This window comes from Faecalicatena orotica (assembly GCF_003149245.1).
GTDB classification, from domain to species: Bacteria; Bacillota; Clostridia; order Lachnospirales; family Lachnospiraceae; genus Faecalicatena_A; species Faecalicatena_A orotica.
The window spans coordinates 263,651-289,638 of record NZ_QGDL01000003.1; the positions used below are offsets into that span (position 1 = coordinate 263,651).

Below are 25,988 nucleotides of genomic sequence, written 5' to 3' on the forward strand. Positions count from 1 at the left end.
ACATAACAGAAATATCAGCGGAATACAAGCACAAACGCCATCCCGTCCACTGACTTTTCCGCGAAAATTTCGCCGTCCATTTTACGCATGATTTCCCGGCAGATGTAAAGCCCCAGCCCGTTCCCCTGCTTTCCTTCGCTGTTGCCTGCACGGAAAAAGCTCTCAAAAACATGGTTGAACTCCGTATCCGTCACAGGGGAACCGGTATTAAAGATACGGATGAGCTGCCGGTAATCTTCCTCATAGAAGGTGATCTCAATCCGCCGTCCGTCACCATACTTAAAGGCATTTTCAAAAAGGTTTTCGAAGACTTCCATCGTACGCTCAGGATCCCCGATAATCAGCCGGTTTTCAAATTTCCCCACTGTCAGGTCAGTCATGCGTATGCTGCATTTTTCCCGATAAGTATCCAGCACTTTATCCATCAGGTCTGTAAGATAGAATTCTTCCTTCCTCACCTGAATATCCAGAATATCCTCTCTTGCATTTTTCATGATTTCTTCCACATACCGTTCGATTTCATCTGCCTTCTTTTCAATCTGGCGGGCAGCATGCTTCTTTTGTTCCCCAGTCGGATACAGCTCCTCCTCAAGCGCCCTTCCATAAAGCTTGATTGTATTCAGAGGGGTCTTAATATCATGTGACAGAGACAGAAGGAGCAGCTTCTTTTCTTTCTGCAGCTTCAGTTCTCTCTTTTTCGAAGTGTCGAGCGTGTCTTTCAGCTGGCCGATCCCCCATAGAAAGTTACCAAAGAATCTGCTTTTTTCTTCTGTTACCGTCCCCTTCAAATGCCCCATCGCCAGTTCATGGGGCAGGCCCGACATTCGCTGGAACGGGCGGACCAGCTGGCTTCTCAGATAGAACAATACAGCAAGCAGAAATCCTTCCATCAGGGCAAGGCAGATCTGTGTAATCCAGATGATCCGCCGGTAATTAACATCCGGTTCCACATAATCGAACCGCACAAACCCTTTGAAATCACCTTCTTCATACCAGGGGCGTATTTCTGTTTTCAGGAGGTTGCCCTGCTCATAAAATTCATCAATCTTTTCTCTGGCAGACCGTGATGCCTCCGACAGCACCCCGGCCGGCAGCCAGGCCACGTTCTTCACGTATTTGCATGAACGCAGATTCAGCCTATCCGGGTCTTCATCCCCGGATAAGCTGTTATACAGGCGGTTAATTTCTATTTTATATTCTTTTCCACTCTCTGCCGTCACACCATAAACTCCGTAACCGGTCCCTATGGCTGTCAGTATATAGAGGACCAGGGAAAAGAGAATCAGCCTGTCATACTTCTTCATATCTGTACCCCACTCCCCATACCGTCACAATCCGCTTCGGCTCCCTTGGGTTTTCTTCTATCTTTTTACGCAGCATTTTTATATGCACTGTGAGTGTCTGATTCTCACTTAAGCTGTCCATTCCCCATATCTGTGCAAAAATATAGTCCTTTAAAAGTGTCTTCCCCGGATTCTTTAGGAACAAAAGCAGAAGTTCATACTCCTTGCCGTTCAAATCCAGTTCTTTGCCATTTAAATATCCCTTTCTGGAGACAGTATCAATAGTAATCCCCCCGGAGGAGAGGATATCGGACTCTGCAAACGTTCCATAAGCACGCTGCATCAGTGCCCTTACTTTGGCGGTCAGGATTTCGGGGTCAACGGGTTTCTCCATGTAATCATCCGCGCCCAGTTCATAACCGGTTAACTTGTCATCCCTGCCCGCTCTGGCACTCATGATCAGGACCGGCATATTTCCTTTTTCCCGCACGGCCCTGCACACGGCAAAGCCGTCCATCTCAGGAAGCATAATATCCAGAAGAAGCAGTTTCACCTGCTGCTCCTTCAGATATTCCACCGCCTGTTCCCCTGTGCCTGCAAGGAGTACCGTAAATCCCTCTTTTTCAAGGAAAATCTGTATCAGTTCTGCCAGTTCTTCCTGGTCTTCCACAAGTAAAATATCCTTCATGCTTTACTACCTCATTTTTGAGAATCTACCAGCCCAGTCCGATCAGCCAGTCATTCAGTGTTCTTTCCCTTGTTCTGTCCTCTGCCCTGCCCAAACGCCGTCCAAGTGTTATCTCATCACGGATATCACCGTCTTCAATATAGAGCACTCTTTCACATTTCGAAGCGACTTTCATGTCATGGGTTACGAGAAGCACTGCCGTTCCTGCCTGATTGATGCGGTTCAGTTCTTCCATGACTTCTATTGAGTTCTGTTTATTCAGCGCTCCCGTAGGTTCATCGGCAAAGATGATCTTCGGATTGTTAATCATGCTGCGGCAGATACATGCCCTCTGTAGCTGTCCGCCGGATACCTCATTGATATCATTTTCTGCGATCTCGCTGATTCCGAGCGTCTGCATCAGCACTTTGGCCCTGTCATTGATCTTCCTTCTGCCTTCTTTCGTCTTTCCCTCCGGTGTCTGGTATCCCGGCAGGATAATGTTATCATAAACGGTCAGATTTTTCAGCATATACATCTGCTGAAATACAAATCCCATCTCATTGAGACGGATATCACTCATCTCGTTTGCCTTCATACCGGTCAGGTCCTTTCCATAAAACTCCACCCTGCCTGCAGTGGCACTGTCCATGCCGCTGACAGTATAAAGCAGTGTTGTCTTGCCGGATCCGGACGGCCCCATGACGCCGACCATTTCGCCTTCTTTGATTGTCAGGTTTACATTGCGCAGCACATTATTCTGGCGTTTATTGATAATGTAAGTCTTACATAAATTCGATACTTTTAAAGTCCCCATCTTCTATCCTCCTATTCCAGGTTATTGAGTTCCCGGATATTAATCTGTTTCACTTTTACAGCCGCAATTACCGTTGCCAGTATGATCCCCACAAGCAGCACGCCCGGGTACAGCCCGTAGACCTGCCAGGGAACAACCTGGATCTCCACCTCTGCCCCCATGATCGCAAAGATCGGCTTCAGGATAAACTGGTTTGACACGAAAGACAGCGGAACCGCCGCAATCATAGATACAAGTGCCACCCATACCATTCTCAGGACCTGCCACAGGCAGATCGTCCTGTTTTTATACCCCATGCTCTTCATCATCGCAATCTCACCTTTTTCCCTTGCAATGAAAAGGCGTTCCATCAGAAGCGTAATCAGCATGATCACGGCACAGAGCATCCCTGTCATTGGGACCAGCATAGACTTCAGATTTTCCTGAATGCCGCCTACATTTCTGTCGACCACTTCCTGTGCCGTCGTCCATTTATAATCCGGGAATAATTTTTCCATTTTGTCTGCCAGCTCCTGCTGTGTCAGGTCTGTCTTCACGTCCGCCATAATATTCCAGTACTGGAACATTATCTCACTGCTTAAGTCTATTTCGGGGTTCATTCTGGCACTCTTTCCAAGCTGCATATAGTCCGAATAAGTTCCCGTAATCAGCATCTTCTTTGTCCCGTTTGTCAGACCGACTTCTACGGTATCCCCGATCTGCCAGTCATTCTGTTCCAGAATCGCTCTGGAAATTGCAATCTCATTTTCCAACGTGGGAGCCTCCCCCTCCAGATATGTTAGAAAGTCGTTATTTTCTCCTAAAATCTGTACTGTCATGATATGATTTTTTCCGCCCTGTTCTTCTTCATAAAAGCGCAGAAAATATATCGGGACTGCCGTAAGCTTTGCATCATATCCCTTCTCTTTAAGTTCCTTTTCCACTCTGTTCATTCCGGCCTTTAGGTCTTTGATTGTCTTATAGGGCTCCTCGCCGGGCTTTTCGATTGTTTCTATATAAACCGAGCTGTCAGGGTTCATGCAGAATTTCTCTGCCATTTCCTCGCTCTGCATGGTATTCAGGGTATTCAGGGGAATCGTAATCAGTATAAAACTCAGGCAGAAGGTGACCATCAGAACAAGATAGCGCTTCAAATGGCTTGCCATGTCATTCAGCCCCAGAAACACAGCTACCGGCATTCTCTTGCACTTGTGCATCTTAAGAACCGATCGTCTGTGGAACCGTTCCCCGCTCTGTCCCCCTCGGATCGCGCTGATTGCAGAGATTTTATTCAGTTTTCTCGTACACCCGTAGCAGAAAAGCATAACCAGAGCGATGATCAGAAACGTACAGATAATGTTAACCCAGAAATTAGCGCTGGTATCCTCCATAATCATATTTCTGCTGACACCCTTTACCATCATCTGACTGACAGGGATACTTGCCGCAAGACCGACGGCTGAACCTGCAGTAACAATAAAGAAATACTTCACCAGATAGATTTTCTTTATCGCAAATTCTTTGAGCCCGACTGCTTTCATAATACCAATCTCCCGGTATTCCTCCTCAAGCGTAAATACCAGTGTAAACCTTAGTACAAGCAGGGCAATCAGTATCAGGCAGATGCCGATCAGTATCAGGAGTGCCGCCATGATCATATCAAACGAATAAGCCATCGTATAAGTCTGCCTCGTAATCATATTCAATGCTGAGGTAAACTCCTGATCGTTGTATTCTCTTATAAAAGTATTCTGATCGCCCGTATTGACATAATATAGTCCCTGCAGATTTGATTCATTTTTCTCAGAATAGTCTTTATAATCTTCCTCTGATAACATAATACGGCTCATACCGGCCATTTCACTTCCAAATGCTGCATCCTTGACCAGATATTTGATTGTAAAAATCTTATTTACACCGCCGGCTGCACTGATCCTGATTTGGTCTCCCTCTGACAGTTTATTGTCTTCTGCAATGCCGTAGCCGATGGCTGCCTCTCCCTGTTTGAGTGTAAAGTCCCTGCCATCCATGTCATACACCTTACAATATTCGGCATTCATCGTTCCAATATATGTGGTTACACCGTTTGATTTGAATGCGGAATCTTTCTTCTCCCTGTGAATCTTAATATCCTTTTCATTCACAGACATTACCGTATTATATCCCCATGATTTCAGGTTCGGTGATTCGTGTTCAATCCAGTCATCAATCACCTCTTTTTCCTGTGTCCCTGAAACAATAAAATTAATGTCAGGAACCTTCGCATAGTCCATGTAATATTCCACTGCCGAAGTAACCACGAGGATATTATTAATGCTGCTTGACAGAAAGATGGATGCGATTGTTATGAACAGGAACAGAATGATATTTACACTCTTTCTCCGCTTCATATCTTTTTTTAGTATCCGTTGTATCATGATAAATTTTCCTTTCCTGTGTGTTAAGGAGAGTATAATGCTTCAATTATGAAAAAATCCTTAAATACTTAAAATAGAATTGCGGAGTACAAAATAGAGTTTCGCTTGCGAAACTCGCGCCTGCGGCGGTCGCATCGCGACATCTTCCTTATACACCGCAGTGCGCATCCCCCAGAGGGCCTTTTATTTCATAGGACGTACTTTCCTATGAAATAAAATAGGCGGGAAGCCATACGACCAGCTTCACCGCCTTCTGTCAATTTATTATCTTTCTATGATTTCTTTATAGCTTTATTCATAACCTGATAAAGCCGGGCAACATCGACAGGCTTGGTAAGAAAATCATTCATCCCCGCCTCAAGTGCTGCATCCTCATCCTCCTTAAAGGAATTGGCAGTCATTGCAATGACCGGTATTGTTTTGGCATCGGCATGTTCCATGTTCCTGATCCGCCGGCATGCTTCCAGTCCATCCATGACAGGCATCTGGATATCCATCAGAATCATCTGGAATTCTCCCGCCCCGCTGTTTTGAAACATCTCAGCGGCTTCTTCACCATTTACCGCACGCTGCACTTTTGCGCCCTGCATCTTCAGCAGCTCTTTGGAAATCTCTGCATTCAGGTCGTTATCCTCTGCCAGAAGGATCTTGCTGCCTGAAAAATCATATACTTCAGCAGTCTCCTCTGTTTCCCCCCTGCCTGCACTGACAGGAAATTCCGCTGTAAAATAGAATTCACTGCCTTTTCCCTTTTCACTTGACAGCTTCAGTTCACCACCCATCAGTTCTACAATTGTCTTACTGATAGCAAGTCCCAGTCCCGTCCCCTGACTCTTGGAATAATTCGTCCCCACCTGTTCGAATGCCTCAAAAATACGCTGCTGGTTTTCCCTGGAAATCCCTACTCCGCTGTCGATCACGCGGAAACAGTACGACACATGTGATGCGTCGCCCCCTGTCTTATTCACACATACCCGGACAGTGCCCCCCTCAGGTGTAAACTTGAAAGCATTCGAAATCAGATTGGTCAGAACCTGTTTCAGCCGGACCGCATCCCCGATCAGATATTCCTCCTCCAGCTGCATTTCCATGCTGAAGTGAATCTGCCGTCTTCCGGCATCTGCCGTCATCATACTTTCAATCTCATTCAAAACACGTCCAATGGAAAATGGATCCTTTGTGATTGTCATCATCCCGCTTTCTATCCTGCTCATATCCAGAATATCGCTGATCAGTCTGAGCAGATAGTGGCACGAGGAGCGGATCTTCTGGAGATTCTCCCTTGCCTTCACGGGCACTCCGTCCATCATATACGTCAAATCGCTTAATCCCACAATCGCATTCATCGGAGTACGGATCTCGTGGCTCATGCGAGAGAGAAATTCCCCTTTCGCATGATTTTCCGCTTCTGCGCGTTCCAGACTGCTCTGCATCCGTGCGGCCCGCACACGTGACATCGCAATCATACCGGCCAGAACGATAAATAGAACCGCGATTCCCCCGATAATAATTACAAATGTAAACGGATCCGCATAGATCATCGCTTTGAGTGAGAAGGAAGTCTCCCCCGATGTAATCAGATTCTGGCTCAGGAGAATGTCTTTTTCCTCTGTACTGAGACTGCTGATAGCCTTATTCATAATAAGAAGCAGATCTGTCCTGGCCGGGCTTTTTACCGCAAAGCAGATATTGTTCTGGTCATTAATAAGGGTATTAGGGATCACATTTGCCAGATACTGCCTCTGTATCGCCTGCTCTATATAATAGGAAACCCCGTAAAAGAAATCTACATCCCCGCTGTTCACGGCTTTTAGTGCGTCCAGTGCGTTATCAAAATACTTCACTTCATCGGCCTCTATTTCTGCCGGAAGGGACCGTCCTTTGATGACGGCACCTGTTAATCCTTTCGAGGGGAAACTGGTTTTTTTATTTCTGGCTATGATGTCGTTCAGTGCCGTATACGGTGTTGACAATGCCAGATTCTGCCCGGCCCCTTCCTCGTCTTGTCCAAGAAATGCGCCAAGCATATCTGCTTTTCCCTGGTTCACAAGGTCTAAAGCCTCTGCATAACTGCCTGCATATATATATTCAAACTGAAGTCCTGAGAACTCTTCCACTTTTTTCAAAATATCAGGAATCACACCGTCATGTGTACCAGACTTAGATTCCATGCAAAATAGTGGATGCCAGTTCCTGACCACGGCTACGGAAACCACTCCTTTTTCTTCTACATACTGCTTCTCTTCTTTTGTCAGATAAATACTTGATATTCTGCTATTTTCAAAGTTTACCTTATACCGCTCCGAGGCAAAATTAGGGTTAGATTCCGCAATTTTTCCCAGCGCCATATTCAACCCGTCCAGTATCTCCTGTTTATCCGGGGATGTCACGATATAAATCGGCTGGGAGTCAAACTCCTGAACAACACGGAACCCTTCTACATACTCTGTATTATTTGCCAACACCAGATCTATATCTCCTTCTTCCAGATAGGGAAACAGGCTGCCATCCCTCAGTTCACTGTAATCATAATACTTCAACGTATACTCCACCTGATTGCTTTCCAGCATAATTTCAAGACGCCGGATGTTCTCTTTTGCATTTTTATATACCCCGATCGTTTTCCCATTGATGCTGTTCCAGTCAAAGTTCCTGATACTTTCATCATCTCTGCGAGCCTGAAGAACAGATTTACTAAAACCAATATTATAATCCGGGTAAGCATAATACTCTTCCATACCCTCCACATAATACTGGCCGCTTATCAGGTCAAATTCTCCGGCATTAAATCTCTCCAGCATTTCAACCGCATCAGTCACGTCAATGTACTCATATTTCCATCCGGTATATTTCGCAATTTCATTCAGATAATCAACTATAAGGCCGTGCCGTCTTCCATACTCATCAGTCTCAGTAAAACCAGCCGTTTTCGGATAAGGCACACGCAGCACCTTCTCATCAGCATCCTCTTCGGCCAATACGTTCTTAGAATTGGTAAACAGCAAAAAGAGCAGCATTACTGAAAAAAAATAAATACGGCTGTGTTTTAGAATGTTTTTATTGAACCCCGGCATTTTGTACCTCCTGATTCTATCTGTATATATTAAGAAATAATCTTACACCTTCTTCGCATCTGTCAAAACCTCTATTTTACAGTGATGCTTTTTTTCTATCCTGTTATAACTGATACCTACTGCAAGCACCCTGCCTGTATATCTTTGATTCTCTCCTATCTTTCCCAGAAACTTCAGGGCATATTTTTTATCTTTAATTTGTTTGTCATTATTATAGCTTAGAAGCGGGACCTCTGTATCATGGGCCAATTCCAGAATTTCTGCCATTGTATCCGTATCTTCTGCCAAAGTTGCCTGAAGCATACGGTCTGATTCTTTTGCCAGACGATATATATAGCCTAAAGAAGGTTCCTTCTGGAGCATATTTACAAACTGCTCCATCAATTCCTGATTCGGTATACTAATTCTGCCGTCTTCATAGCTCAAAAAGCCATAAACCACCATAGCGGAAAAAATTTCATCTTTTGTCTGAAGATTCATGGATGTTGCCGCATATTCCTGAATTTTCGCGGGTACGGATGCCCCCGATACCATGAGTGCCAAATCATCTTTGACGTCATTAATGTTATGCTCAATATAATAGTATATTTCATCATACGGACCCGCACTGGTCCAATAATTAGCCAGATTATCATAAAGCAATGCAAACACTACAGAGCGGGGATTATAGACCCGTTCTCCCGCTGCTGTATGATAACCATTATACCAGAGCCTCAGACCATCCCGAGTAATATGTGGTTTTGTACATCTTGTCAGATACCGGTTATATAACTCTGTCACCTCATCTTCCGTAAAACCAAAATAATCGGAAAACGCGGGGGATTTTGCCATAGTAAACTCTACGAACATATTCAATTCCGAGCCGCTTGAATATTTTGCGATCGGAAGGATGCCTGTCATATAAACAAACATAACATAAGGCATATCCTTTAGCAAATCCCGTAAAAATGACAAGTATTTTTTTCTATCCTCGTTTGTTACAAAATCTTGATGGAAAATAAAATCCCATCTTATTCACCACCCTTTTCCTTTGCCGCCTTGTATCTCATAATAATAGAAAAAGCGGGTTCCTCTGATCCTGCTAAAACTATGGACAGGATCTCTTCATAATTATATCAGATATCCTGTCCAAATAATACCTTATATTTTCGACACTTCAATAGCACTGGATCAAAAGTAGAAATAACAAAAAAGCCCTGCATCTGCAAGGCTTTCCATTTACTGCGGAAGATGGGACTTGAACCCACACGAGCGCATTGCTCACAAGATCCTTAGTCTTGCTCGTCTGCCAGTTCCGACACTTCCGCATTTTGTATCGCTTGTTGTTCCCGCGCTACAAGAAGTATAATACTATCTTTTTCCTCAAATGTCAACAGAATTTTGTATATTTTTTATTTAATTTGAAAAATTCTTCTTTTCGGCGTCTTTTCAGGCCTCTGAAGACATTGTCTTTGATGTAAATTATCAATGCTCCCCTTATCAGAGATTTAAAAAGGAACCCGGAGTACACTTTCCGAAGAAAGATTTTTGTACCCCGGGTTTCCTGCCCGTACTATCAAACGTATTCTGTTAAATGTTACACTGCCCTTTTATTCCATATTTCCTGGGAATCTCGGGATTCCGTCAAATCCGGCTTTCAGGTCCTCATCTGTCGGGATGTAGTCTGTCATCTTGCCGTCGTGGAACTTCTCATACGCATACATATCAAAATATCCGGTTCCTGTCAGGCCGAAAAGAATTGTTTTCTCTTCTCCTGTCTCCTTGCATTTCATAGCCTCGTCGATTGCAACCTTGATTGCATGGCTGCTCTCAGGTGCCGGAAGGATACCTTCCACTCTTGCAAACTGTTCTGCTGCTTCAAATACGGATGTCTGTTCTACGGAACGTGCCTCCATGTAACCATCATGGTAGAGCTGTGATAATGTCGAACTCATTCCGTGATATCTTAAGCCGCCTGCATGGTTGGCTGACGGAATAAATCCGCTTCCAAGCGTATACATCTTCGCCAGAGGGCATACCATCCCGGTATCACAGAAGTCATATGCAAACACACCGCGTGTCAGGCTCGGGCAGGATGCAGGTTCTACGGCAATAAACTGATACTCTGCCTCTCCCCTTAACTGTTCTCCCATAAACGGAGAAATTAGTCCGCCCAGATTGGAACCGCCGCCCGCACAGCCGATAATAATATCCGGTTTGATCCCGTACTTATCCATCGCGATCTTTGTCTCCACACCAATCACTGACTGGTGGAGAAGAACCTGGTTCAATACACTTCCAAGAACATATCTGTAGCCCTCTGTATGGGTAGCCACTTCAACAGCTTCTGAAATAGCACAGCCAAGGCTTCCTGATGTTCCCGGATGTTCTGCCAGTATCTTCTTTCCGATCTCGGTTGTCTCGGACGGTGAAGGAGTCACACTTGCCCCATAAGTTCTCATCACTTCTCTTCTGAAAGGTTTCTGCTCATAGGAGCATTTTACCATATAAACCTGACAATCCAGATCCAGATAAGAACATGCCATAGATAAAGCAGTTCCCCACTGTCCGGCCCCTGTCTCAGTTGTTACACCTTTCAGTCCCTGATCCTTTGCGTAATATGCCTGTGCAATTGCTGAATTTAGTTTGTGGCTTCCGCTTGTGTTATTTCCTTCGAATTTATAGTAGATTTTCGCAGGCGTCTGCAGCTTCTCCTCCAGACAATATGCCCTTACAAGCGGTGCCGGACGGTACATCTTATAGAAATCCCTGATTTTCTCAGGAATCTCAATAAATCTGTTGTCATTGTCCAGCTCCTGTTTTACCAGTTCTTCACAAAATACAACTCCAAGTTCCTCTTCTGTCATTGGTTTCAGTGTTCCGGGATTTAAAAGCGGTGCCGGTTTATTCTTCATATCGGCGCGCACATTATACCATTCCTTCGGCATCTCACTTTCTTCCAGATAAATTTTGTAGGGAATCTTTTTCTCACTCATCGTTTAATCTCCTTTCTTTTTTCCGGGATAAGCTTTGATATTTAAATACAAAAAAACTCTTATCCCTCACAATAAAATTATTGCAGGGACAAGAGTATATAAGTTCAAACTCCTGCGGTGCCACCCAGCTTGATGCAAATAGTGCATCCTCTCTTGCATACTGACATATGCCGAATTTTTTAACGGAGTATTCTCTCCGGCTTACCTACTATGCTTTCAGTTCGCCCTCAGAAGCCCATTCCTGACTGTCTTTTCCTGCCGCAATCCCACCATCTGCGGCTCTCTGTGTGGTAAGTACAGAAAGTACTTGCTCTTCTTCAACGGTTTACAAAAACTTTACCACTTTGGAATTCAAATGTCAACAGTTTTTTACTTTGTCAATTTTTAATAGCGGTTGTGTACATCTTCCGCAAAACACATGAAATCTTTCAACTCGATGAACATTCCATTGTCCAGCACTGCCCTGCCGCTCATCTTCCCAAATACCTGATGCTGGTCAGAGGCTATGACCAGCGCGGATATTTTCGCAGCCCGGTCCAGTACCGGCTCAAAATCCATTTCAAATCTGCCGTCACTGGAAGTAAACTTCCACGGCTTCATATAATCATCCTTCGGAATATGAAATGTGACATCATCCAATTTATGACATTTCCCGTCGTAAAACAGTATATTCTCAGTAGCTGCCGAGGTATCCCCGAACCCGTATCCTATGTTAAAACCAAAAGGTTTTCCTCCTATAGTCCCGTTGCCTGATCCCCAGAACCATCTGTTATCATAGGTCCAGACACCACGGCCCCAGTCCAGTGTCCCGTAATCTGTCTCAGGCCGGAACCAGTAGGTCACATTGTCAAAGGTCATATACCCCTCTGCACGCATGCAGTTAATTTTCTGATTATAGTAGAACGCTGACTTCTTCCCTTTCCACGGAGTGGCGATCACCATCGTATCCATTGGGGGCTGGGACAAAGTGATTTCACAGTGAAATGGTTTTCCCTCCCAGAAATTTTTAAAGTCACAGACGATCGTCCTTTTTCCAGCAGTCACTTTAAACTCCATACTAAGGCGCTTGTCTTTGTACTTGATATCTCCCGTCTCCGATGTGGCAGGCATCTTCATCCTTCCCATTGGAAACGGGTTTAAAATGGTTTCTGTGTGTTCCCACCCTTCTTTAAAGTTCAGAAGTGAAACCGACTGCAGGCCGATATAACCGTCATCTGATAGTGTAAACGCACCCGCATAGTCTTCGTTCAGGACCAGATAGTAATCCCACTCTTTTATGCGGAATTTCGACGCACTGATTCTGTTTCTGTCATACTCCTGCAAAAGTGATCTGGACCATCCCGGTTCGCGAAGGCTTCCGTCTGCCTTCAACAGGGGCTGTTTAGAAGTAACCTCATGATTCCTCATATAAACATCTCCTCACTGTATTTCCTTCATAATGGAAAAAAGCCCGAATCCCCGGGGGGACTGGGCTTCATACTTATATTTTACTACGCGGTCTGAGCTTTTGCAACCTCTGCCAGTGTAGCGAATCCTTCTTTATCGCTTACTGCCAGTTCAGCCAGCATCTTTCTGTTCATATCAACATTAGCCAGTTTCAGGCCATGCATGAACTTGCTGTAAGACAGTCCGTTCATTCTTGCTGCAGCGTTGATACGTGCAATCCATAACTGTCTCATCTGACGTTTACGCTGTTTTCTTCCTGCGTAAGATGATGTAAGTGCTCTCATGACAGACTGTTTTGCAACTCTGTACTGTTTGGAGCGTGCTCCTCTGTATCCTTTAGCTAACTTTAATGTTCTGTTATGTCTCTTCTTAGCGTTCATTCCGCCTTTAATTCTTGCCATTTCTTATTCCTCCTTCATCAACTTCCAAATCTTACAGATATGGTAATACTTTCTTCATGTTTTTTACATTTGTAGCATCTGTGATAGCCGGGTGTCTAAGATTTCTTTTTCTCTTTGTAGACTTCTTTGTTAAGATATGGCTCTTATATGCTTTGTTTCTTTTTAATTTTCCTGTACCTGTTACTTTGAAGCGTTTTGCTGCCGCTCTATTAGTTTTGATTTTTGGCATGATGATTTCCTCCTTCATTGTGTGCTTACGTAAGTGATAACACCCGTAATTATTTATTTTTAACGTTTTTCAGTTAAAACCATGCTCATGTTTCTGCCTTCCATTTTAGCCGGTTTTTCGATGACTGCAATATCTTCCAGTAAAGCCGCAAAATCATCTAAGATATGTCTGCTCTGCTGTACGTGCGCCATCTCTCTCCCGCGGAAACGCAATGTCACTTTTACCTTGTTGCCCTTTGTAATGAACTTCTTCGCGTTATTAACCTTAGTGTTCAAGTCATTGGTATCAATATTCGGCGAAAGACGTACTTCCTTCAATTCGACAGTTTTTTGCTTTTTCTTGGCTTCTTTGTCTTTGCGTGTCTGCTCGTATTTGAATTTGCCATAATCAATAATTTTGCAGACCGGTGGTTTTGCCATTGGTGCAATCTTCACCAAGTCAAGTTCTGCATCCATCGCCATCTTCAAGGCGTCCCGGGATGACATGATTCCTAATTGTTCCCCATCCTCACTAACCAGACGAACTTCTTTGTCTCTGATCTGCTCGTTAATCATTAAATCGCTAATTGTCGTATACCTCCGTTGATTGAATTTCCTTTAGGTTTCTTCCGCGATTGAGCACAAAAAAACGAGTGAACATCATCCACCCGACTCTCTGCACACACATACTTCTCTTAAAGGCATGTGATAGCTTCAATATCAAACCGGTAGTCACCCAATTGTGCTACGGTGAGAGTGGATACTCTGCTTTGTTTTTTGCCTCACGCAGATATTAGATTAACATACCATCTGCATTTTGTCAAGATATTTCTTATCACCTTTTTTCTTGACTTTTTGCACTTCTGTCATTTTATACCACTTATAAAAGTGTGTCAAGGATAGAATGATAGGTTTATGTTTTAAGTGTCGGAAATTTGAGCCCCGCAAAAACGATTTTGCTTGTATTTCATGCTTCTTCATGTCATAATGTAGCTATTAATGTCTATTATTAAGGAACAGAAATTGAGGAGGTTTTACTACATGAACGAAAGCAGAAGTAATTTTACTGGCAAAATCGGCTTCATACTGGCTGCTGCCGGCTCTGCCGTAGGTTTGGGGAATATATGGCGTTTTCCATACCTTGTTGCCAAATATGGCGGGGGAACATTCTTACTATGTTATATTATTCTTGCCGTCACCTTTGGATTTACCCTTATGACAGCCGAGATTGCACTTGGCCGCAAGACGGGCCTGAGCGCCATAGGCGCATTCAAGAAACTGGATAAGCGTTTTGGCTTTCTGGGAATTCTGGCATCTATTGTGCCAATCATTATTCTTCCTTATTACTCCGTTATCGGCGGATGGGTAATCAAGTATTTCGGCACATTCATCACGGGAGGTACGAAAGCAGCCGCAGGCGATACTTATTTCACCGATTTTATCAGCGGTGTAAAGAGTCCGATCATCTGGTTTGTACTGTTTGTTATCTTAACGGCTGTAGTTGTTATTTTTGGTGTTGAAAAAGGAATCGAGAATGTCAGCAAATTCCTGATGCCGGTCCTCGTTGTCCTGACGGTTGGAATTTCTATCTATGTCATGACAATGGACGGAGCTATGGAAGGCCTGAAGTACTATATCATGCCTGACATGTCCAATTTCTCTGTCAAGACGCTGCTCGCCGCGATGGGACAGCTCTTCTACTCTATGTCACTGGCGATGGGAATCATGATCACCTACGGTTCCTATATGAAAAAAACAACCAATCTGGAAAGTTCTGTCAGACAGATTGAGATTTTTGACACGGGTATTGCATTTTTTGCAGGGCTTATGATCGTACCGGCTGTATTTACATTCTCAGGCGGGGACCAGACAGCGCTCAGCGCCGGTCCGGGACTTATGTTTATCACACTCCCGAAAGTATTTGCGAGCATGCCGATGGGTGGGTTTATCGGTACGGTATTCTTCGTTCTCGTATTCTTTGCGGCCCTGACATCTGCGATCTCTTTGATGGAGACAATCGTATCAATTTTTATGGATAAGTTCAAATGGACCAGAAAGTTTACCTGTATTCTTGTGACAGCCTATGTACTGCTGATGGGAATCCCGTCTTCACTTGGATTCGGTATCTGGGACTTCATCCAGCCGCTCGGAATGTCCGTTCTTGATTTTATGGACTTTATCAGCAATAGTGTGCTCATGCCGATCGTTGCGTTATTTACCTGTATCTTCGTGGGATTTGTCATCAAGCCGAAGACAATAATTGAGGAGGCATCTATAGGCGGCGCAAAGTTCAAAAGCAAAAGGCTTTTCACCATTATGATCCGCTGGATCGCCCCTATCTTCCTGATTGCGATTCTGATTACGTCTGTGGCAGGCACAATGGGATTTGAATTTTTCAAGCTTTAATCATAATACAGACGGCAAAAAAATGGATGGCACACCCCTAAGGTATGTCCATCCATTTTTAATTCCCGCAGACAGCGGGCCATGCAGCATGATTATCTTTTATTTCCCATGCAGAATACTGCGAGAACGCCGGGGCCTGTATGGCTTCCGATTACGGTTCCGATGTTATTGATCATAACCTCTTTCACACCCATCTTCTCTCTTACGAGCCCTGCAACATATTCTGCTTCCTCAATACAGTCTCCGTGTGTAATCATAACGATATCGTTATCCCAGCCCTTAGACTGTTCCGCAGCCATATCTACAATCTTGTTCAGTGATTTCTTTCTTCCGCGCTCTTTTGCGATAACCTGCAGCTTTCCTTCATTATCCACGTGGATGATCGGCTTGATCTGTACCATAGTGCCCACGATCGCCGATGCCTTTGAAACACGGCCGCCACGGTGCAGGTGGTTCAGGTCATCTACCGTAACATTGTGGCAGACATGGAGTTTATTCTCTTCCACCCACTGTGCGATCTCATCAATTCCTTTTCCTGCATCCTTCATCTGAAGGACCTTGTAAAGCAGCAGCCCTTCTCCCATACACGCACAGAGTGTATCAATGATGATAATCTTCGCATCCGGATATTCCTCTGCCAGTTCTTCGCCTGCGATCCTCATACTGTTATATGTGCCGCTAAGCCCCGAAGAAAACCCAAGGTGGAGAATATCTTTTCCTTCCCTGAGGATTGGTTCAAGGGCCTCTTTTGCCTCATCCGGGTTCACTTGTGACGTCACTGACATCTTGCCCTCCCGCAATTTTGCAAAAAATTCCTTGCCCGTAAGACCATACATATCCGTATATGTCTCACCGTCAATTGTATATTTTAAAGGGATGACCGGAACATTTCTTTCCTCCACCCACTCTCTCGGCAAATCTACGGTACTGTTCACTGTTACTACAAATTCTCTCATATCTTCCCTCCTGTGTTTTAAGCTTCTCCTATCATATCATCTTTTTCATCCTTACGCAAAATTTTTTTTGCAGTAATGATAAAGAGTATCACTGTGACGGCCACAGAAGTGAAGTCTGCAATCGGTTCCGCCCTGTAAATTCCCATGACTCCCATAAATTTCGGTAATGTAATTGCGAGCGGGATCAGCAGGATCACTTTACGCAGCAGTGCAATGACAAGAGATACCTTCGCCTGACCAAGTGCAAGAAACGTGGACTGGCACGCCATCTGGATACCGAAAATCGTAATTCCCAGAAAATAAACCGGCATGACGGAGCAGGTCAGAGAAATCAGTTCTTTATTTCCCGTAAATACTCTGGCATAAATCTCTGGTCTGGCAATTGCAATTCCGGCAAGTATAACTGTCGCTGCCAGACAGACGGACACCATCCTGATAAAGGCCCCCTTTACACGGTCCAGTTTTCCGGCGCCATAGTTATAACTCATGATCGGCTGCACTCCCTGTGACACTCCCTGTACGGGAACAACAATCAGCTGCATGATACTGCTCATGATGGACATGGTTCCCACATAGAGGTCCCCGCCGTATTTCTGCAGACCTGAATTTAGTGTGATCATGACAAGGCTCTCCGTACTCTGCATGATAAACGGCGAAACCCCGAGAGCCGCTATGCTGCCCACCGTCTTTGCATTCAGCCGGATGTATTTTCTGCGGATCCTGATCACACTCTTTTTAGAGGTCAGGAACCGGATCACCCATGCCGCACTGATTGCCTGCGAAATGATTGTAGCCAGAGCGGCCCCGCGCACACCCATTCCAAATACAAAGATCAGGACCGGATCGAGTATAATGTTGGTCACTGCCCCGATCAGGACAGACATCATCGCCGTCCTTGCGTTTCCCTGCCCGCTGATATAAGTATTCAGGCCCACGGCAAATTGTACAAATACGGTTCCCAGCAGATAGATGCTTATGTATTCTCTGGCATAGATGATTGTCTGGTCACTGGCTCCGAATGCATATAAAACAGGTGTTTTAAAGACGGAAAACAGGACAGTTAATAGTACCGAGAAGATCAGCAGCAGGCCGACACTGTTCCCCAGAATCTTCTCCGCCTCTTTATAGTTTTTCTTTCCGAGCTGGATCGATGCCAGAGGGGCCCCTCCCATACCTGCGAATGCACTGAACGCCGAGATTACCATCAGAATAGGGAATGTCACGCCCACCCCCGTCAGCGCCATATCCCCGTATCCGTGAATATGCCCGATATAGATTCTGTCTACAATATTATACAAAACATTGATGATCTGGGCGGCAACGGCCGGAAGGGCCATCTCTGCAATCAATTTTCCCAGATGTGCAGTTCCAAGCTTTTCATCCTGCTTCATGTTTTTCACATCTTTTTCATTTCCATTTTTCTGATTCTCTTCCAAGTAAAATTACCTCTTTTCTGTTCATTTTTAACAATGCCGGTCCAAGCCTGCACTCACATCCCCGTACCCGTAACCAGCCTTGCTATACCATACAGGATCAGAAGGTGCCCGGGATAGAATGCGTAAAAGAAATATTTGGGGAGTGACTTTCCCCTTTTGCCATTATACTGGCTGATAAATAAAAATGCCAGTGCCCCGAACAACTCCAGAACACCATTTTTCATCACTGCAGTCAGTACAGTCCCCCACATTTCTTCCGGATACAGTCCAATATGGATATTTATCAGATTATTCAGGCAGGCCCCCAGCCACAGCCATGCCGTACCCACTGCAAATAGTTTCCACCTTTGATTCCGGAATTCATAAAAAATGACTATCAAAAGAACTCCAAGCGAAGCATAATCCGTAGATAAGAGTTCCGCCAGCACAGCACATACAAAAACGCTTAGGAACTGCAGAATTTTCTTTCCTTCGAAATGCTCGATCAGCCAGATTGCCGCCAGACCGATGGAAAGCGTAAAAAATACATTCTGTCCCCCAAATTCAAGTATTGTACCTTCCATTGCCAGATCAAAAGGAATTTCTGAAACCAGTGCAAATATTGTGAGATTTAACAAATATCTCCGCCTGTCATGCGAATAATGAAATCCTTCAACAAGTAAGAAACAGAAAATAGGAAATGCCGGGCGCCCCAGTATCCGCATGATATAATAAATCACGATAGCTGCCGTTCCCGGCGAAGCTGATGATGCCATACAGCTGGCCAATACGACCGCGGCCGTATGGTCAATCAGCATCAAAATCATTGCAATCCATTTTAATTGTGTACCGGTAAAAGTCTTTATTCCATGTCCTAGTCTTTCTGTCATACTTCTCCCCTTTTTATTCAGCTGTAAAATATAGCGCAGCAACAGTAACAGTATATCACAACTTAAATAAGGATTCTATATAGAACGTATTTTTAACTTGTGGTATACTGGGTATTATGAATAACAGGATATTTTCTTTTCCGGAATCAGGAGGTCCCATGAAAACACGGGAAACACTTAAAAAAATAGGATTCATACTCATCGCATTTCTTCCCTTTATTGCCGCCTTAGTAATTCAGGTCGCCGCCTCGCTTATAGGGATGTTCTTTCTGTTCCTTTCTGTGTATCTGAAGTCGCCGCTCAGCTTCAATTCAGAGCTTTTTTATAATGCGCTGCTTGGTACGCAGTTTAATTCAGCCGTCATGGTAATTTACTCGATGATTACTGTCCTTTTGCTTGGAACATGGTATAAGGTTGCATCCACACCACGCCGCGTTCCGAGACGCAGGATTTCACAGGTTGTACGGCCGGGTATGCTGGCGGCCCTCGTTATCCTGGCTGCATCGCTTCAATACTTGTCCTCTTTTTTGATTAATTTTACTGCGTATCTAAAGCCGGACTGGCTTAAAGCCTATACCGACCTGCTTGAGACAGCCGGAATGAATGATATCACACTGCTGCTCGTCCTTTATTCGGTCATTATCGGGCCGGTTTGTGAGGAACTCATCTTCCGCGGTGTTATGCTGCATTATGCACAAAAAGCTTTGCCGTTCTGGGCTGCCAATCTTTTTCAGGCGCTTCTGTTCGGTGTGTATCATATGAACATCGTGCAGGGGATTTATGCATTCCTCGTAGGCATTTTCTGCGGCCTGATCTTCCATTACGGGAAGAGCATTTATCTCTCGATTGGATTCCATATGCTGTTCAATTTCTGGGGAACGTTCTTAGTTTTCCTCATTGTAGGCAGCAGCAGTTCCTTCGGCAATATGGTGATATTTGCTGTCACCATTTTACTGACCGCAGGTGGATTACTGCTCTATAAGAGAAGTGCCGCGGCAAGGAACAAGTTATCTTGTACTGCAGATGCAAAACTTACACTATAGCAAAAAAGGATGCCTGAGCATCCTTTTTTATACTTATAACTTCCTACTGCAGTTTTACATTCAGATAATTCCGTCCTGACAATGTTTTATTAAATACAAGAAAACATACAATGAATATGCATCCTGCTATGAAACCAACGAGGTTAAAGCATGCCGTCAGGACAAGAAGCATCAGCCTCATAAATTTTAGTGCATATCCAAGCTCAAAATTAGGCTGAGTATAGTTGGCAACCGCGACAAATGCCATATACAGCATGACCTCTGAGTTAAACCAGCCCGACTTCACCGAGAATTCTCCCATGACAAGGCCGGCAATTACACTGAGTGGTGTACTGAGCATACTCGGTGTGTTGAGGGCGGCAAGCCTGAGTCCGTCAATTGCAAGCTCCAGAATCAGCAGCTGGAAGATCAGGGGGATATTCACGGTATCCTTTACTGCTACAAATGCAAAAACATCAGGAATCCATTTTGTATTCTGCATAAAAAGCAGGAATACCGGTGTTAAGAATACGGTCAGTATTGTAATCAGTGCCCTCGATACCTTCAGGTATATACCTGTCAGTGTCGGGAAATAATAATCATTCGCCTCCTCGATCATATCCAGAATGGAGGTTGGAAGAATCATTGCCGATGGGGAATTGTCCACCATGATTACGATCTTCCCCTCCAGCAGGCACGCAGCGGCTGTATCCGGGCGTTCCGTAAATTTGAATTTTGGAAACGGATTGAACCATTTTCTCTTAAACATGGCTTCTGCAAGACTTTGCTGATTCATCCTGAGATCATCGATCTGAAGCTGACTGATCCGGTTCTGCACATTTTTAAGGAGTTCCTTGTCTACACGGTCGGACATGTAGCAGAGGGCGATATCGGTTCTGCTTGTCTGTCCTGCCTCCATCATTTCCATGATCAGGTGTGGGTCACGGATACGCCTGCGCATCAGGGCCGTGTTGAATACAATCGTTTCGACGAATCCATCTCTGGAACCGCGCAGCGATTTATCCTTGTCCGGTTCCTCCACGCCTCTTGCAGGATAAGTGCGGCAGTCTATCGCAATACAGACCTTATACCCTTCGATAAACAGACAGGTAACGCCTGACAGGATGTTCCGGATGACCTGGTCAAAATCTGCTATGATATCCACTTCCACATAAGGTATGCACTGCCGGGCAAAGGCTGTCGCATCTTCCGGCATTGCCTCGGCCGTCACCCCGAAGAAAGAAGTCATGATCTTAAGCATTGTCTCATCCTTTGTGAATCCGTCTATAAAATAGAAAGAAGCCCTCTTCCCGCCGATGAGCATGTCCCTCTGAAGGATATCGAAACTCTCCTGTACCGGCAGTACCTGATTCATGTAATCAATGTTTTCCTGAAAAGAACTGCTGACCTTTTTCGTATCTTTTTCTATCATAGTATGTCTACCCCTTCTTGTCTAATCTCTGCCCTTTACAGGTTTTGTACCCTGCTAAGCAAAACATCTATGGGTAGAATCCCCAGTTGTTCCTGAATTATACAAAAAACAGGGGACAAAAAAACAGGGGTCCGCTCCCGAAACCCTGTTTTTATACCTTTAACCAAATAGCAATATGGCTGCTAAGCCTGTCCTTTTACGGTCGTGCTGCCAAAACCGCCGTTTCTGGTTTCTGTGGCATCATCGTCTACTGTGATGCCGTATTCTGAAAAGATTCCCTGCATGAAGCCTTCGCCCCTGCCGATATCTACGGTCTTCTCTTCGTTCGTGTCATTCGTGATTTTTGAAAATATATGCCCTTCATTGTCCGAATAAAAATAGTCGCTGTCGATGATTCCGACTGTATTATTCAGCTGTAATCTGTACTTAAATCCAAGCCCGCTCCTCGGATAACATTTGAGGACCCAGTCAGGTTCCATCTCTGCACGGATACCGGTAGGCACCTTCACAGTCTGTCCCGGCTCCACAACGAGCCGTACCGGGGCATAAAAATCATAGCCTGCAGAACCTGCGGTCGCCCTCTTCGGAAGCTTTATTCCCTCGTATATTTCCTCCAGATCTGCCTCGTCCTCAAGTCCGAAGGTATCAATCCAGTCTTTTGTAAACTGTTCTAAGCTTACTTTATGAAATTTTGCTATTCTCTGCATGTGTCTTTCTCCTCTATCATGATTCGTGCAGGACGATCAGCCCTTTCTTCAGACTGTTCTGTACGTCAATTACTTTCTGGTTCTCGCTTCCTTTCCAATGAAGCTGGGTGTTCTTCTTCGTGACATCAAACTTTCCGTCAACAAGTACATCCAGATATGGGATGACTGGAAGATCTTTGATTTCATCCCACTCATAACCCGTATAAAGCCACTGTGTTTTCTGTGGGAATCTCTCCCGGACTTCTCTTGCAAGCGCAGTAATGCTCTCTCTGTTATTAATAAATAAAGGGTCTCCGCCGCTGTATGTGATTCCGCTGATATAATCCTTTTCAAGCTGTTCAAATAATTCCTTTTTAGCCTCCCCGTCAAATGGGATTCCCCCTTCAGGGTCCCATGTCACAGGGTTATGGCATTTTGTACATCCGTGGGAGCATCCTGCCACCCAGAGGACTACGCGCAGTCCATCCCCGTTGAGCATATCGTCTTTTGTTATATTATGGTACTGCATGTTACATACTTTTCCTTTCTGCAATTTCCGCCATTTTAGCATCGTTGAGTCTTGTATCGCCTTTTACTCTGGAATAAGACAGATAGCCGTTCATCCGGTCTATCTTCGTCAGGTTCGTGCTATTGCATACCGGGCAGACATCCATATCCAGTTCCTCGTGTCCGCAGTCGTCACAGTAGGACAGTGACAGGTTCACGCCCTCATAATATCCTTTTGCCATCGCCCTTCTGACCAGAGACTTTATGGCATCTGTATTGTAGCTGATCGGATACTTTACATACTGGATCTTTCCACCGTTGCTCAGATTCCAGAAACGTCCTTCCAGATCCTGTTTCTCGATCGGGGTAATATCCTCGCTGACATGGCAGTGGAAACTGTTGCTGACATACTCTCTGTCAGATACATTCTCTATGATTCCGTACTTTTTCCGGAACTGCTGTACCTGGACGCCGCACAGATTCTCTGCCGGCGTTCCGTAGATTGCATACAGGTGCCCGTCCTCGTTCTTAAACTCATTCACTTTTTCATTAATATAATTCAAAGTCTCCACTGCGAAAGCCCCGTCTTCTGCCAGAGACTTCTTGTTATGAAGCTGCTGCAGTTCATTCAGTGCCGTGATCCCGAAAGAAGCGGTTGCAGACTTCAGCAGTGGCTTAATCTTATCATATAAGCCGAGATGGCCGCCGTAGAACCCGCCTTCACAGTATGCAAGCGGATTTGTGGATGCCTTCATCTCCCCGAGATAGTCATAGGTTCTCTGGTGAAGCCTCCTGATCAGATTCATGTAGTAGTCCAGCACATCATGGAACGGCCTGCTCTCCTGCTGTGCCTTCGCATAGATCATTGGAAGGTGCAGGCTGATTGCACCGATATTAAATCGTCCCACGAAGACAGGTGTGTCCTTTTCGTCTGCCGGCTCCATACCGCCCCTCTCATACCACGGTGAAAGGAATGCACGGCATCCCATCGGGCTTATGATTTTGCCATATTTCTTGTAAATACTTGGTACATACCCCTCCCCTGTCAGGCTGAGCCAGTCAGGATACATTGTTTTTCTGGAGCATTCTACTCCTGCTTCAAATACGTCCTCGAGCGGCTTGCCCGGTCCGTGCAGGTTTTCATCATATAAGAAAACAATCTTCGGGAACAGGACCGGCTTCTTATGGCCTTCCCTGCCCTGTCCTTTCCTGCGTACTTCCAGCATCTTGATTGTAGCAAGCTTGCCGTAAATGCTTGTACGTGTTCCGGCAGAAACTGTGATAAACGGATAGTCGCCACGGCTGGAAGATACGGAGTTGAACTTATACTCCCATCCCTGGAAGCCCTGCTCCATCTCTTTTTCCAGATCCGACCATGCAACCTTTTGTACCGTTTCCTCAGGAAGTCCTAAGCCCCTGTATTTTTCTATCAGATTCTTGTGGGACTTTTCTGCATAAGGTTCCAGAATCTCATCCACACTCGGAACCGTGAACCCGCCATACTGCTGGCTTGCCGCACTCAGCACTATATCACCAATTACATCAAACGCAGTATCCAGCGTCTTCGGTTCGTTATACCAGAGGTTCCCCATCTCGAAGCCGCCGTTCAGAACGCTCTTTACATCGAACAGACAGCAGTTCATCGTATCCCTTCTTGCTGACATGTCATGAATATAGATGTAGCCTTCGCGGATTGCCTGAATCTCCTCCACTGTCAGGAAAAATTTCTTATATAATTCTTTGTTGAGTTCATTAAAAATCAGACTTCGCTTCGTGGACACAAGAGCACTGTCGGTATTGCTGTTTTCCTTGTCCCCGATGTACATGATGGACTGGCTCTTCTTATATACTTCATCGAGCATCTGGACGAAGTCCTGCTTATAGTTCCGGTAGTCCCGATAACTTTTTGCGACGATCGGGTTCACCTTCTCGAGGGCGCCCTCCACGACATTGTGCATTTCAGCGATTGGGATATCATTGATATGCATAGAGCCCACTTTATCTTCCACGAACTGGCAGATATAGTCCAGCTCCTCATCCGTAAACTTTATCAAAGCACGGTAGGCGGACTTATTCACCGCCACTACCACTTTCTGTACATTGAAATCCTCTTTTGTCCCATCTTTTTTTACCACGTGCATCATACAGTAATTTCTCCCTTCAAATGTGATCATATTCTATATTTAGTATGTATTTATCCCACAACAAACTATATCATGTATCAATACTGTAAATAGTACCACCACTTTACATGAAGAGTCAATACAAAATCTTTCACAAAAAAGGAAGAAGGAATGAGGCGAAATTTTGGCGAAAAAATAGGGTGACATTTTGTGTCATTTTATGCTTTGCAGGGTTGGCGCACCATCAGGCCCATTCCCCCTTATTTCCAGATCATATCCTTCTGTATCTCATCCAGTGAAAACGCCCCGCACATCGCCATTGTGTCTTTCAGTTCTGCCTGAATCTTCTGTACATATGCTGCAACGCCTTCTTCCTGGCCGCCGTAAACAGCTGTCACAAACGGACGTGCAATCAGTACCGCATCTGCTCCAAGTGCCAGTGCCTTGAAGACATCGGTACCCGTGCGGATGCCTCCGTCAACGAAAACCTTCATATCGCTGCCCACTGCTTCGACAATAAATGGAAGAACTTCAGCCGTAGACGGACACTGGTCCAGAACGCGTCCGCCGTGATTCGATACGACAATCCCCTGTACTCCGGCTTCTTTTGCTTTCAGGGCGCCCTTCGGAGTCATAATTCCTTTTAAAATAAACGGAATCTCCGCCATTTTTACGATCTCTTTTAATTCTTCCACAGACTTGCTGCCTGCCGGAGGGTTCAGATTCTGCAGAAACGGGAGGCCTGCCGCATCAATATCCATTGCCACTGCAAAAGCCCCTGATTTCTTTACCAGCTCCATCTTTTCCCTGATTGTTCCAAGATCCCAGGGTTTCACTGTCGGAATGCCCATTCCGTCAAAATTGCTGATCGCCTTTGTGGCTTCAATCATAACCTGATAGTTTGTGCCATCCCCTGTGAAGGCTGCAATACCATTCTGTGCACAGGAAGACACAAGAATGTCATTATACTCCTGGTCTGTATATTTGTCACCATAATGTAACTTTACGGCTCCGACCGGTCCCGCAAAGAACGGGCTGCTGAATTTTTTACCGAAAAGTGTAATTTCTGTATTAACCGGCTTCTGCTCACAGATCGTATCCATGTTGATGCGTACTTCCTGCCACTTTGTATAGTTCCTGACAGCCAGGTCGCCGACACCTTTTGCGCCGGGTCCGGGCATCGTATTCTTACAGACAGCGCCGTTACAGACATTACACGCCTTGCAGTATGGTCCGATACATGTTCTTGCATTCTTGATTACTTCACTGTATTCCATCTTATTAC

General features: G+C 45.0%; 21 protein-coding genes and 1 tRNA gene. 2 read left to right on the forward strand and 20 right to left on the reverse strand.

Annotation, left to right across the window (positions count from 1 at the left end; genetic code table 11):
• Positions 1-14 precede the first annotated feature (14 nt).
• The 12 genes from A8806_RS06965 to infC all read right to left on the reverse strand — a co-directional run bounded on the left by A8806_RS06965 (position 15) and on the right by infC (position 13,842).
• Positions 15-1,304: an ATP-binding protein gene (locus A8806_RS06965; protein ID WP_109730462.1), complete on the reverse strand. Its 1,290-nt coding sequence runs from the start codon at positions 1,302-1,304 to the stop codon at positions 15-17.
• Positions 1,291-1,971 carry a response regulator transcription factor gene (locus tag A8806_RS06970; protein ID WP_109730463.1) on the reverse strand — a complete coding sequence of 227 codons (681 nt, stop codon included), beginning with the start codon at positions 1,969-1,971 and terminating at the stop codon, positions 1,291-1,293. Before A8806_RS06970 ends, A8806_RS06965 begins: the two co-directional genes overlap by 14 nt.
• A 25-nt stretch (positions 1,972-1,996) precedes the next feature.
• Positions 1,997-2,767 carry an ABC transporter ATP-binding protein gene (locus A8806_RS06975; RefSeq protein WP_109730464.1) on the reverse strand — a complete coding sequence of 257 codons (771 nt, stop codon included), beginning with the start codon at positions 2,765-2,767 and terminating at the stop codon, positions 1,997-1,999.
• Between the two features lie 11 nt (positions 2,768-2,778).
• Positions 2,779-5,163, reverse strand: coding sequence for an ABC transporter permease (locus A8806_RS06980; RefSeq protein ID WP_109730465.1), 2,385 nt, complete (start codon positions 5,161-5,163; stop codon positions 2,779-2,781).
• 272 nt (positions 5,164-5,435) lie between these two features.
• Positions 5,436-8,237 carry an ATP-binding protein gene (locus A8806_RS06985; protein ID WP_109730466.1) on the reverse strand — a complete coding sequence of 934 codons (2,802 nt, stop codon included), beginning with the start codon at positions 8,235-8,237 and terminating at the stop codon, positions 5,436-5,438.
• A gap of 42 nt (positions 8,238-8,279) precedes the next feature.
• Complete coding sequence (locus A8806_RS06990; RefSeq protein ID WP_465220387.1) at positions 8,280-9,149, reverse strand: hypothetical protein; 870 nt, start codon at positions 9,147-9,149, stop codon at positions 8,280-8,282.
• Between the two features lie 310 nt (positions 9,150-9,459).
• A tRNA-Leu gene (locus tag A8806_RS06995) sits at positions 9,460-9,544 on the reverse strand.
• Positions 9,545-9,826: 282 nt separating this feature from the next.
• Positions 9,827-11,212, reverse strand: a complete 1,386-nt coding sequence (locus A8806_RS07000) for a TrpB-like pyridoxal phosphate-dependent enzyme (protein WP_109730468.1) — start codon at positions 11,210-11,212, stop codon at positions 9,827-9,829.
• A gap of 384 nt (positions 11,213-11,596) precedes the next feature.
• Positions 11,597-12,619: a DUF2804 domain-containing protein gene (locus A8806_RS07005; protein ID WP_109730469.1), complete on the reverse strand. Its 1,023-nt coding sequence runs from the start codon at positions 12,617-12,619 to the stop codon at positions 11,597-11,599.
• Positions 12,620-12,702: 83 nt separating this feature from the next.
• A complete protein-coding gene (gene rplT / locus A8806_RS07010; protein ID WP_109730470.1) occupies positions 12,703-13,059 on the reverse strand; it encodes a 50S ribosomal protein L20 in 357 nt (118 codons plus the stop codon).
• 31 nt (positions 13,060-13,090) lie between these two features.
• On the reverse strand, positions 13,091-13,288 hold the full coding sequence (rpmI, locus tag A8806_RS07015) for a 50S ribosomal protein L35 (protein ID WP_009004123.1): 198 nt from the start codon (positions 13,286-13,288) through the stop codon (positions 13,091-13,093).
• Between the two features lie 59 nt (positions 13,289-13,347).
• Positions 13,348-13,842 carry a translation initiation factor IF-3 gene (infC, locus tag A8806_RS07020; protein WP_109730471.1) on the reverse strand — a complete coding sequence of 165 codons (495 nt, stop codon included), beginning with the start codon at positions 13,840-13,842 and terminating at the stop codon, positions 13,348-13,350.
• A 465-nt stretch (positions 13,843-14,307) separates the two neighbouring features.
• Here infC and A8806_RS07025 point away from each other — a divergent pair, with 465 nt between their 5' ends.
• Positions 14,308-15,672 carry a sodium-dependent transporter gene (locus A8806_RS07025; protein WP_109730472.1) on the forward strand — a complete coding sequence of 455 codons (1,365 nt, stop codon included), beginning with the start codon at positions 14,308-14,310 and terminating at the stop codon, positions 15,670-15,672.
• A gap of 92 nt (positions 15,673-15,764) precedes the next feature.
• On the opposite strand, the gene A8806_RS07030 is transcribed toward A8806_RS07025, so the two are convergent.
• The 3 genes from A8806_RS07030 to A8806_RS07040 form a co-directional block, all read right to left on the reverse strand.
• Positions 15,765-16,628, reverse strand: coding sequence for a DegV family protein (locus A8806_RS07030; protein ID WP_109730473.1), 864 nt, complete (start codon positions 16,626-16,628; stop codon positions 15,765-15,767).
• 17 nt (positions 16,629-16,645) lie between these two features.
• Positions 16,646-18,019, reverse strand: coding sequence for an MATE family efflux transporter (locus tag A8806_RS07035; protein ID WP_109730578.1), 1,374 nt, complete (start codon positions 18,017-18,019; stop codon positions 16,646-16,648).
• Positions 18,020-18,117: 98 nt separating this feature from the next.
• Entirely contained in the window at positions 18,118-18,933 is an 816-nt protein-coding gene (locus A8806_RS07040; RefSeq protein WP_109730474.1) for a TraX family protein, read from the reverse strand.
• Positions 18,934-19,091: 158 nt separating this feature from the next.
• Between A8806_RS07040 and A8806_RS07045 the strand changes: the two genes are divergently transcribed.
• Positions 19,092-19,976: a type II CAAX endopeptidase family protein gene (locus A8806_RS07045; protein ID WP_181368614.1), complete on the forward strand. Its 885-nt coding sequence runs from the start codon at positions 19,092-19,094 to the stop codon at positions 19,974-19,976.
• A 43-nt stretch (positions 19,977-20,019) separates the two neighbouring features.
• On the opposite strand, the gene A8806_RS07050 is transcribed toward A8806_RS07045, so the two are convergent.
• The 5 genes from A8806_RS07050 to A8806_RS07070 form a co-directional block, all read right to left on the reverse strand.
• Positions 20,020-21,387: a spore germination protein gene (locus A8806_RS07050; RefSeq protein WP_109730476.1), complete on the reverse strand. Its 1,368-nt coding sequence runs from the start codon at positions 21,385-21,387 to the stop codon at positions 20,020-20,022.
• 182 nt (positions 21,388-21,569) lie between these two features.
• On the reverse strand, positions 21,570-22,094 hold the full coding sequence (locus tag A8806_RS07055; protein ID WP_109730477.1) for a dCTP deaminase/dUTPase family protein: 525 nt from the start codon (positions 22,092-22,094) through the stop codon (positions 21,570-21,572).
• 16 nt (positions 22,095-22,110) lie between these two features.
• Positions 22,111-22,602, reverse strand: coding sequence for an anaerobic ribonucleoside-triphosphate reductase activating protein (gene nrdG / locus A8806_RS07060; protein ID WP_109730478.1), 492 nt, complete (start codon positions 22,600-22,602; stop codon positions 22,111-22,113).
• 1 nt (position 22,603) lies between these two features.
• On the reverse strand, positions 22,604-24,724 hold the full coding sequence (nrdD, locus tag A8806_RS07065; RefSeq protein ID WP_109730479.1) for an anaerobic ribonucleoside-triphosphate reductase: 2,121 nt from the start codon (positions 24,722-24,724) through the stop codon (positions 22,604-22,606).
• Positions 24,725-24,963: 239 nt separating this feature from the next.
• Complete coding sequence (locus tag A8806_RS07070) at positions 24,964-25,980, reverse strand: alpha-hydroxy-acid oxidizing protein (protein ID WP_109730480.1); 1,017 nt, start codon at positions 25,978-25,980, stop codon at positions 24,964-24,966.
• Positions 25,981-25,988 lie beyond the last annotated feature (8 nt).

Coding starts and splice junctions, on each gene's coding strand:
- A8806_RS06980 (WP_109730465.1), bottom strand. CDS start 5,163: ATGATACAACGGATACTAAAAAAAGATATGAAGCGGAGAAAGAGTGTA.
- A8806_RS07040 (WP_109730474.1), bottom strand. CDS start 18,933: ATGACAGAAAGACTAGGACATGGAATAAAGACTTTTACCGGTACACAA.
- A8806_RS07005 (WP_109730469.1), bottom strand. CDS start 12,619: ATGAGGAATCATGAGGTTACTTCTAAACAGCCCCTGTTGAAGGCAGAC.
- A8806_RS07055 (WP_109730477.1), bottom strand. CDS start 22,094: ATGCAGAGAATAGCAAAATTTCATAAAGTAAGCTTAGAACAGTTTACA.
- A8806_RS07045 (WP_181368614.1), top strand. CDS start 19,092: ATGAAAACACGGGAAACACTTAAAAAAATAGGATTCATACTCATCGCA.
- A8806_RS06990 (WP_465220387.1), bottom strand. CDS start 9,149: ATGTTTGTTTATATGACAGGCATCCTTCCGATCGCAAAATATTCAAGC.
- A8806_RS07030 (WP_109730473.1), bottom strand. CDS start 16,628: ATGAGAGAATTTGTAGTAACAGTGAACAGTACCGTAGATTTGCCGAGA.
- A8806_RS06975 (WP_109730464.1), bottom strand. CDS start 2,767: ATGGGGACTTTAAAAGTATCGAATTTATGTAAGACTTACATTATCAAT.
- infC (WP_109730471.1), bottom strand. CDS start 13,842: ATGATTAACGAGCAGATCAGAGACAAAGAAGTTCGTCTGGTTAGTGAG.
- A8806_RS06985 (WP_109730466.1), bottom strand. CDS start 8,237: ATGCCGGGGTTCAATAAAAACATTCTAAAACACAGCCGTATTTATTTT.
- A8806_RS07035 (WP_109730578.1), bottom strand. CDS start 18,019: ATGAAGCAGGATGAAAAGCTTGGAACTGCACATCTGGGAAAATTGATT.
- rpmI (WP_009004123.1), bottom strand. CDS start 13,288: ATGCCAAAAATCAAAACTAATAGAGCGGCAGCAAAACGCTTCAAAGTA.
- A8806_RS07025 (WP_109730472.1), top strand. CDS start 14,308: ATGAACGAAAGCAGAAGTAATTTTACTGGCAAAATCGGCTTCATACTG.
- A8806_RS07070 (WP_109730480.1), bottom strand. CDS start 25,980: ATGGAATACAGTGAAGTAATCAAGAATGCAAGAACATGTATCGGACCA.
- nrdG (WP_109730478.1), bottom strand. CDS start 22,602: ATGCAGTACCATAATATAACAAAAGACGATATGCTCAACGGGGATGGA.
- nrdD (WP_109730479.1), bottom strand. CDS start 24,724: ATGATGCACGTGGTAAAAAAAGATGGGACAAAAGAGGATTTCAATGTA.
- A8806_RS06965 (WP_109730462.1), bottom strand. CDS start 1,304: ATGAAGAAGTATGACAGGCTGATTCTCTTTTCCCTGGTCCTCTATATA.
- A8806_RS07050 (WP_109730476.1), bottom strand. CDS start 21,387: ATGATAGAAAAAGATACGAAAAAGGTCAGCAGTTCTTTTCAGGAAAAC.
- A8806_RS07000 (WP_109730468.1), bottom strand. CDS start 11,212: ATGAGTGAGAAAAAGATTCCCTACAAAATTTATCTGGAAGAAAGTGAG.
- rplT (WP_109730470.1), bottom strand. CDS start 13,059: ATGGCAAGAATTAAAGGCGGAATGAACGCTAAGAAGAGACATAACAGA.
- A8806_RS06970 (WP_109730463.1), bottom strand. CDS start 1,971: ATGAAGGATATTTTACTTGTGGAAGACCAGGAAGAACTGGCAGAACTG.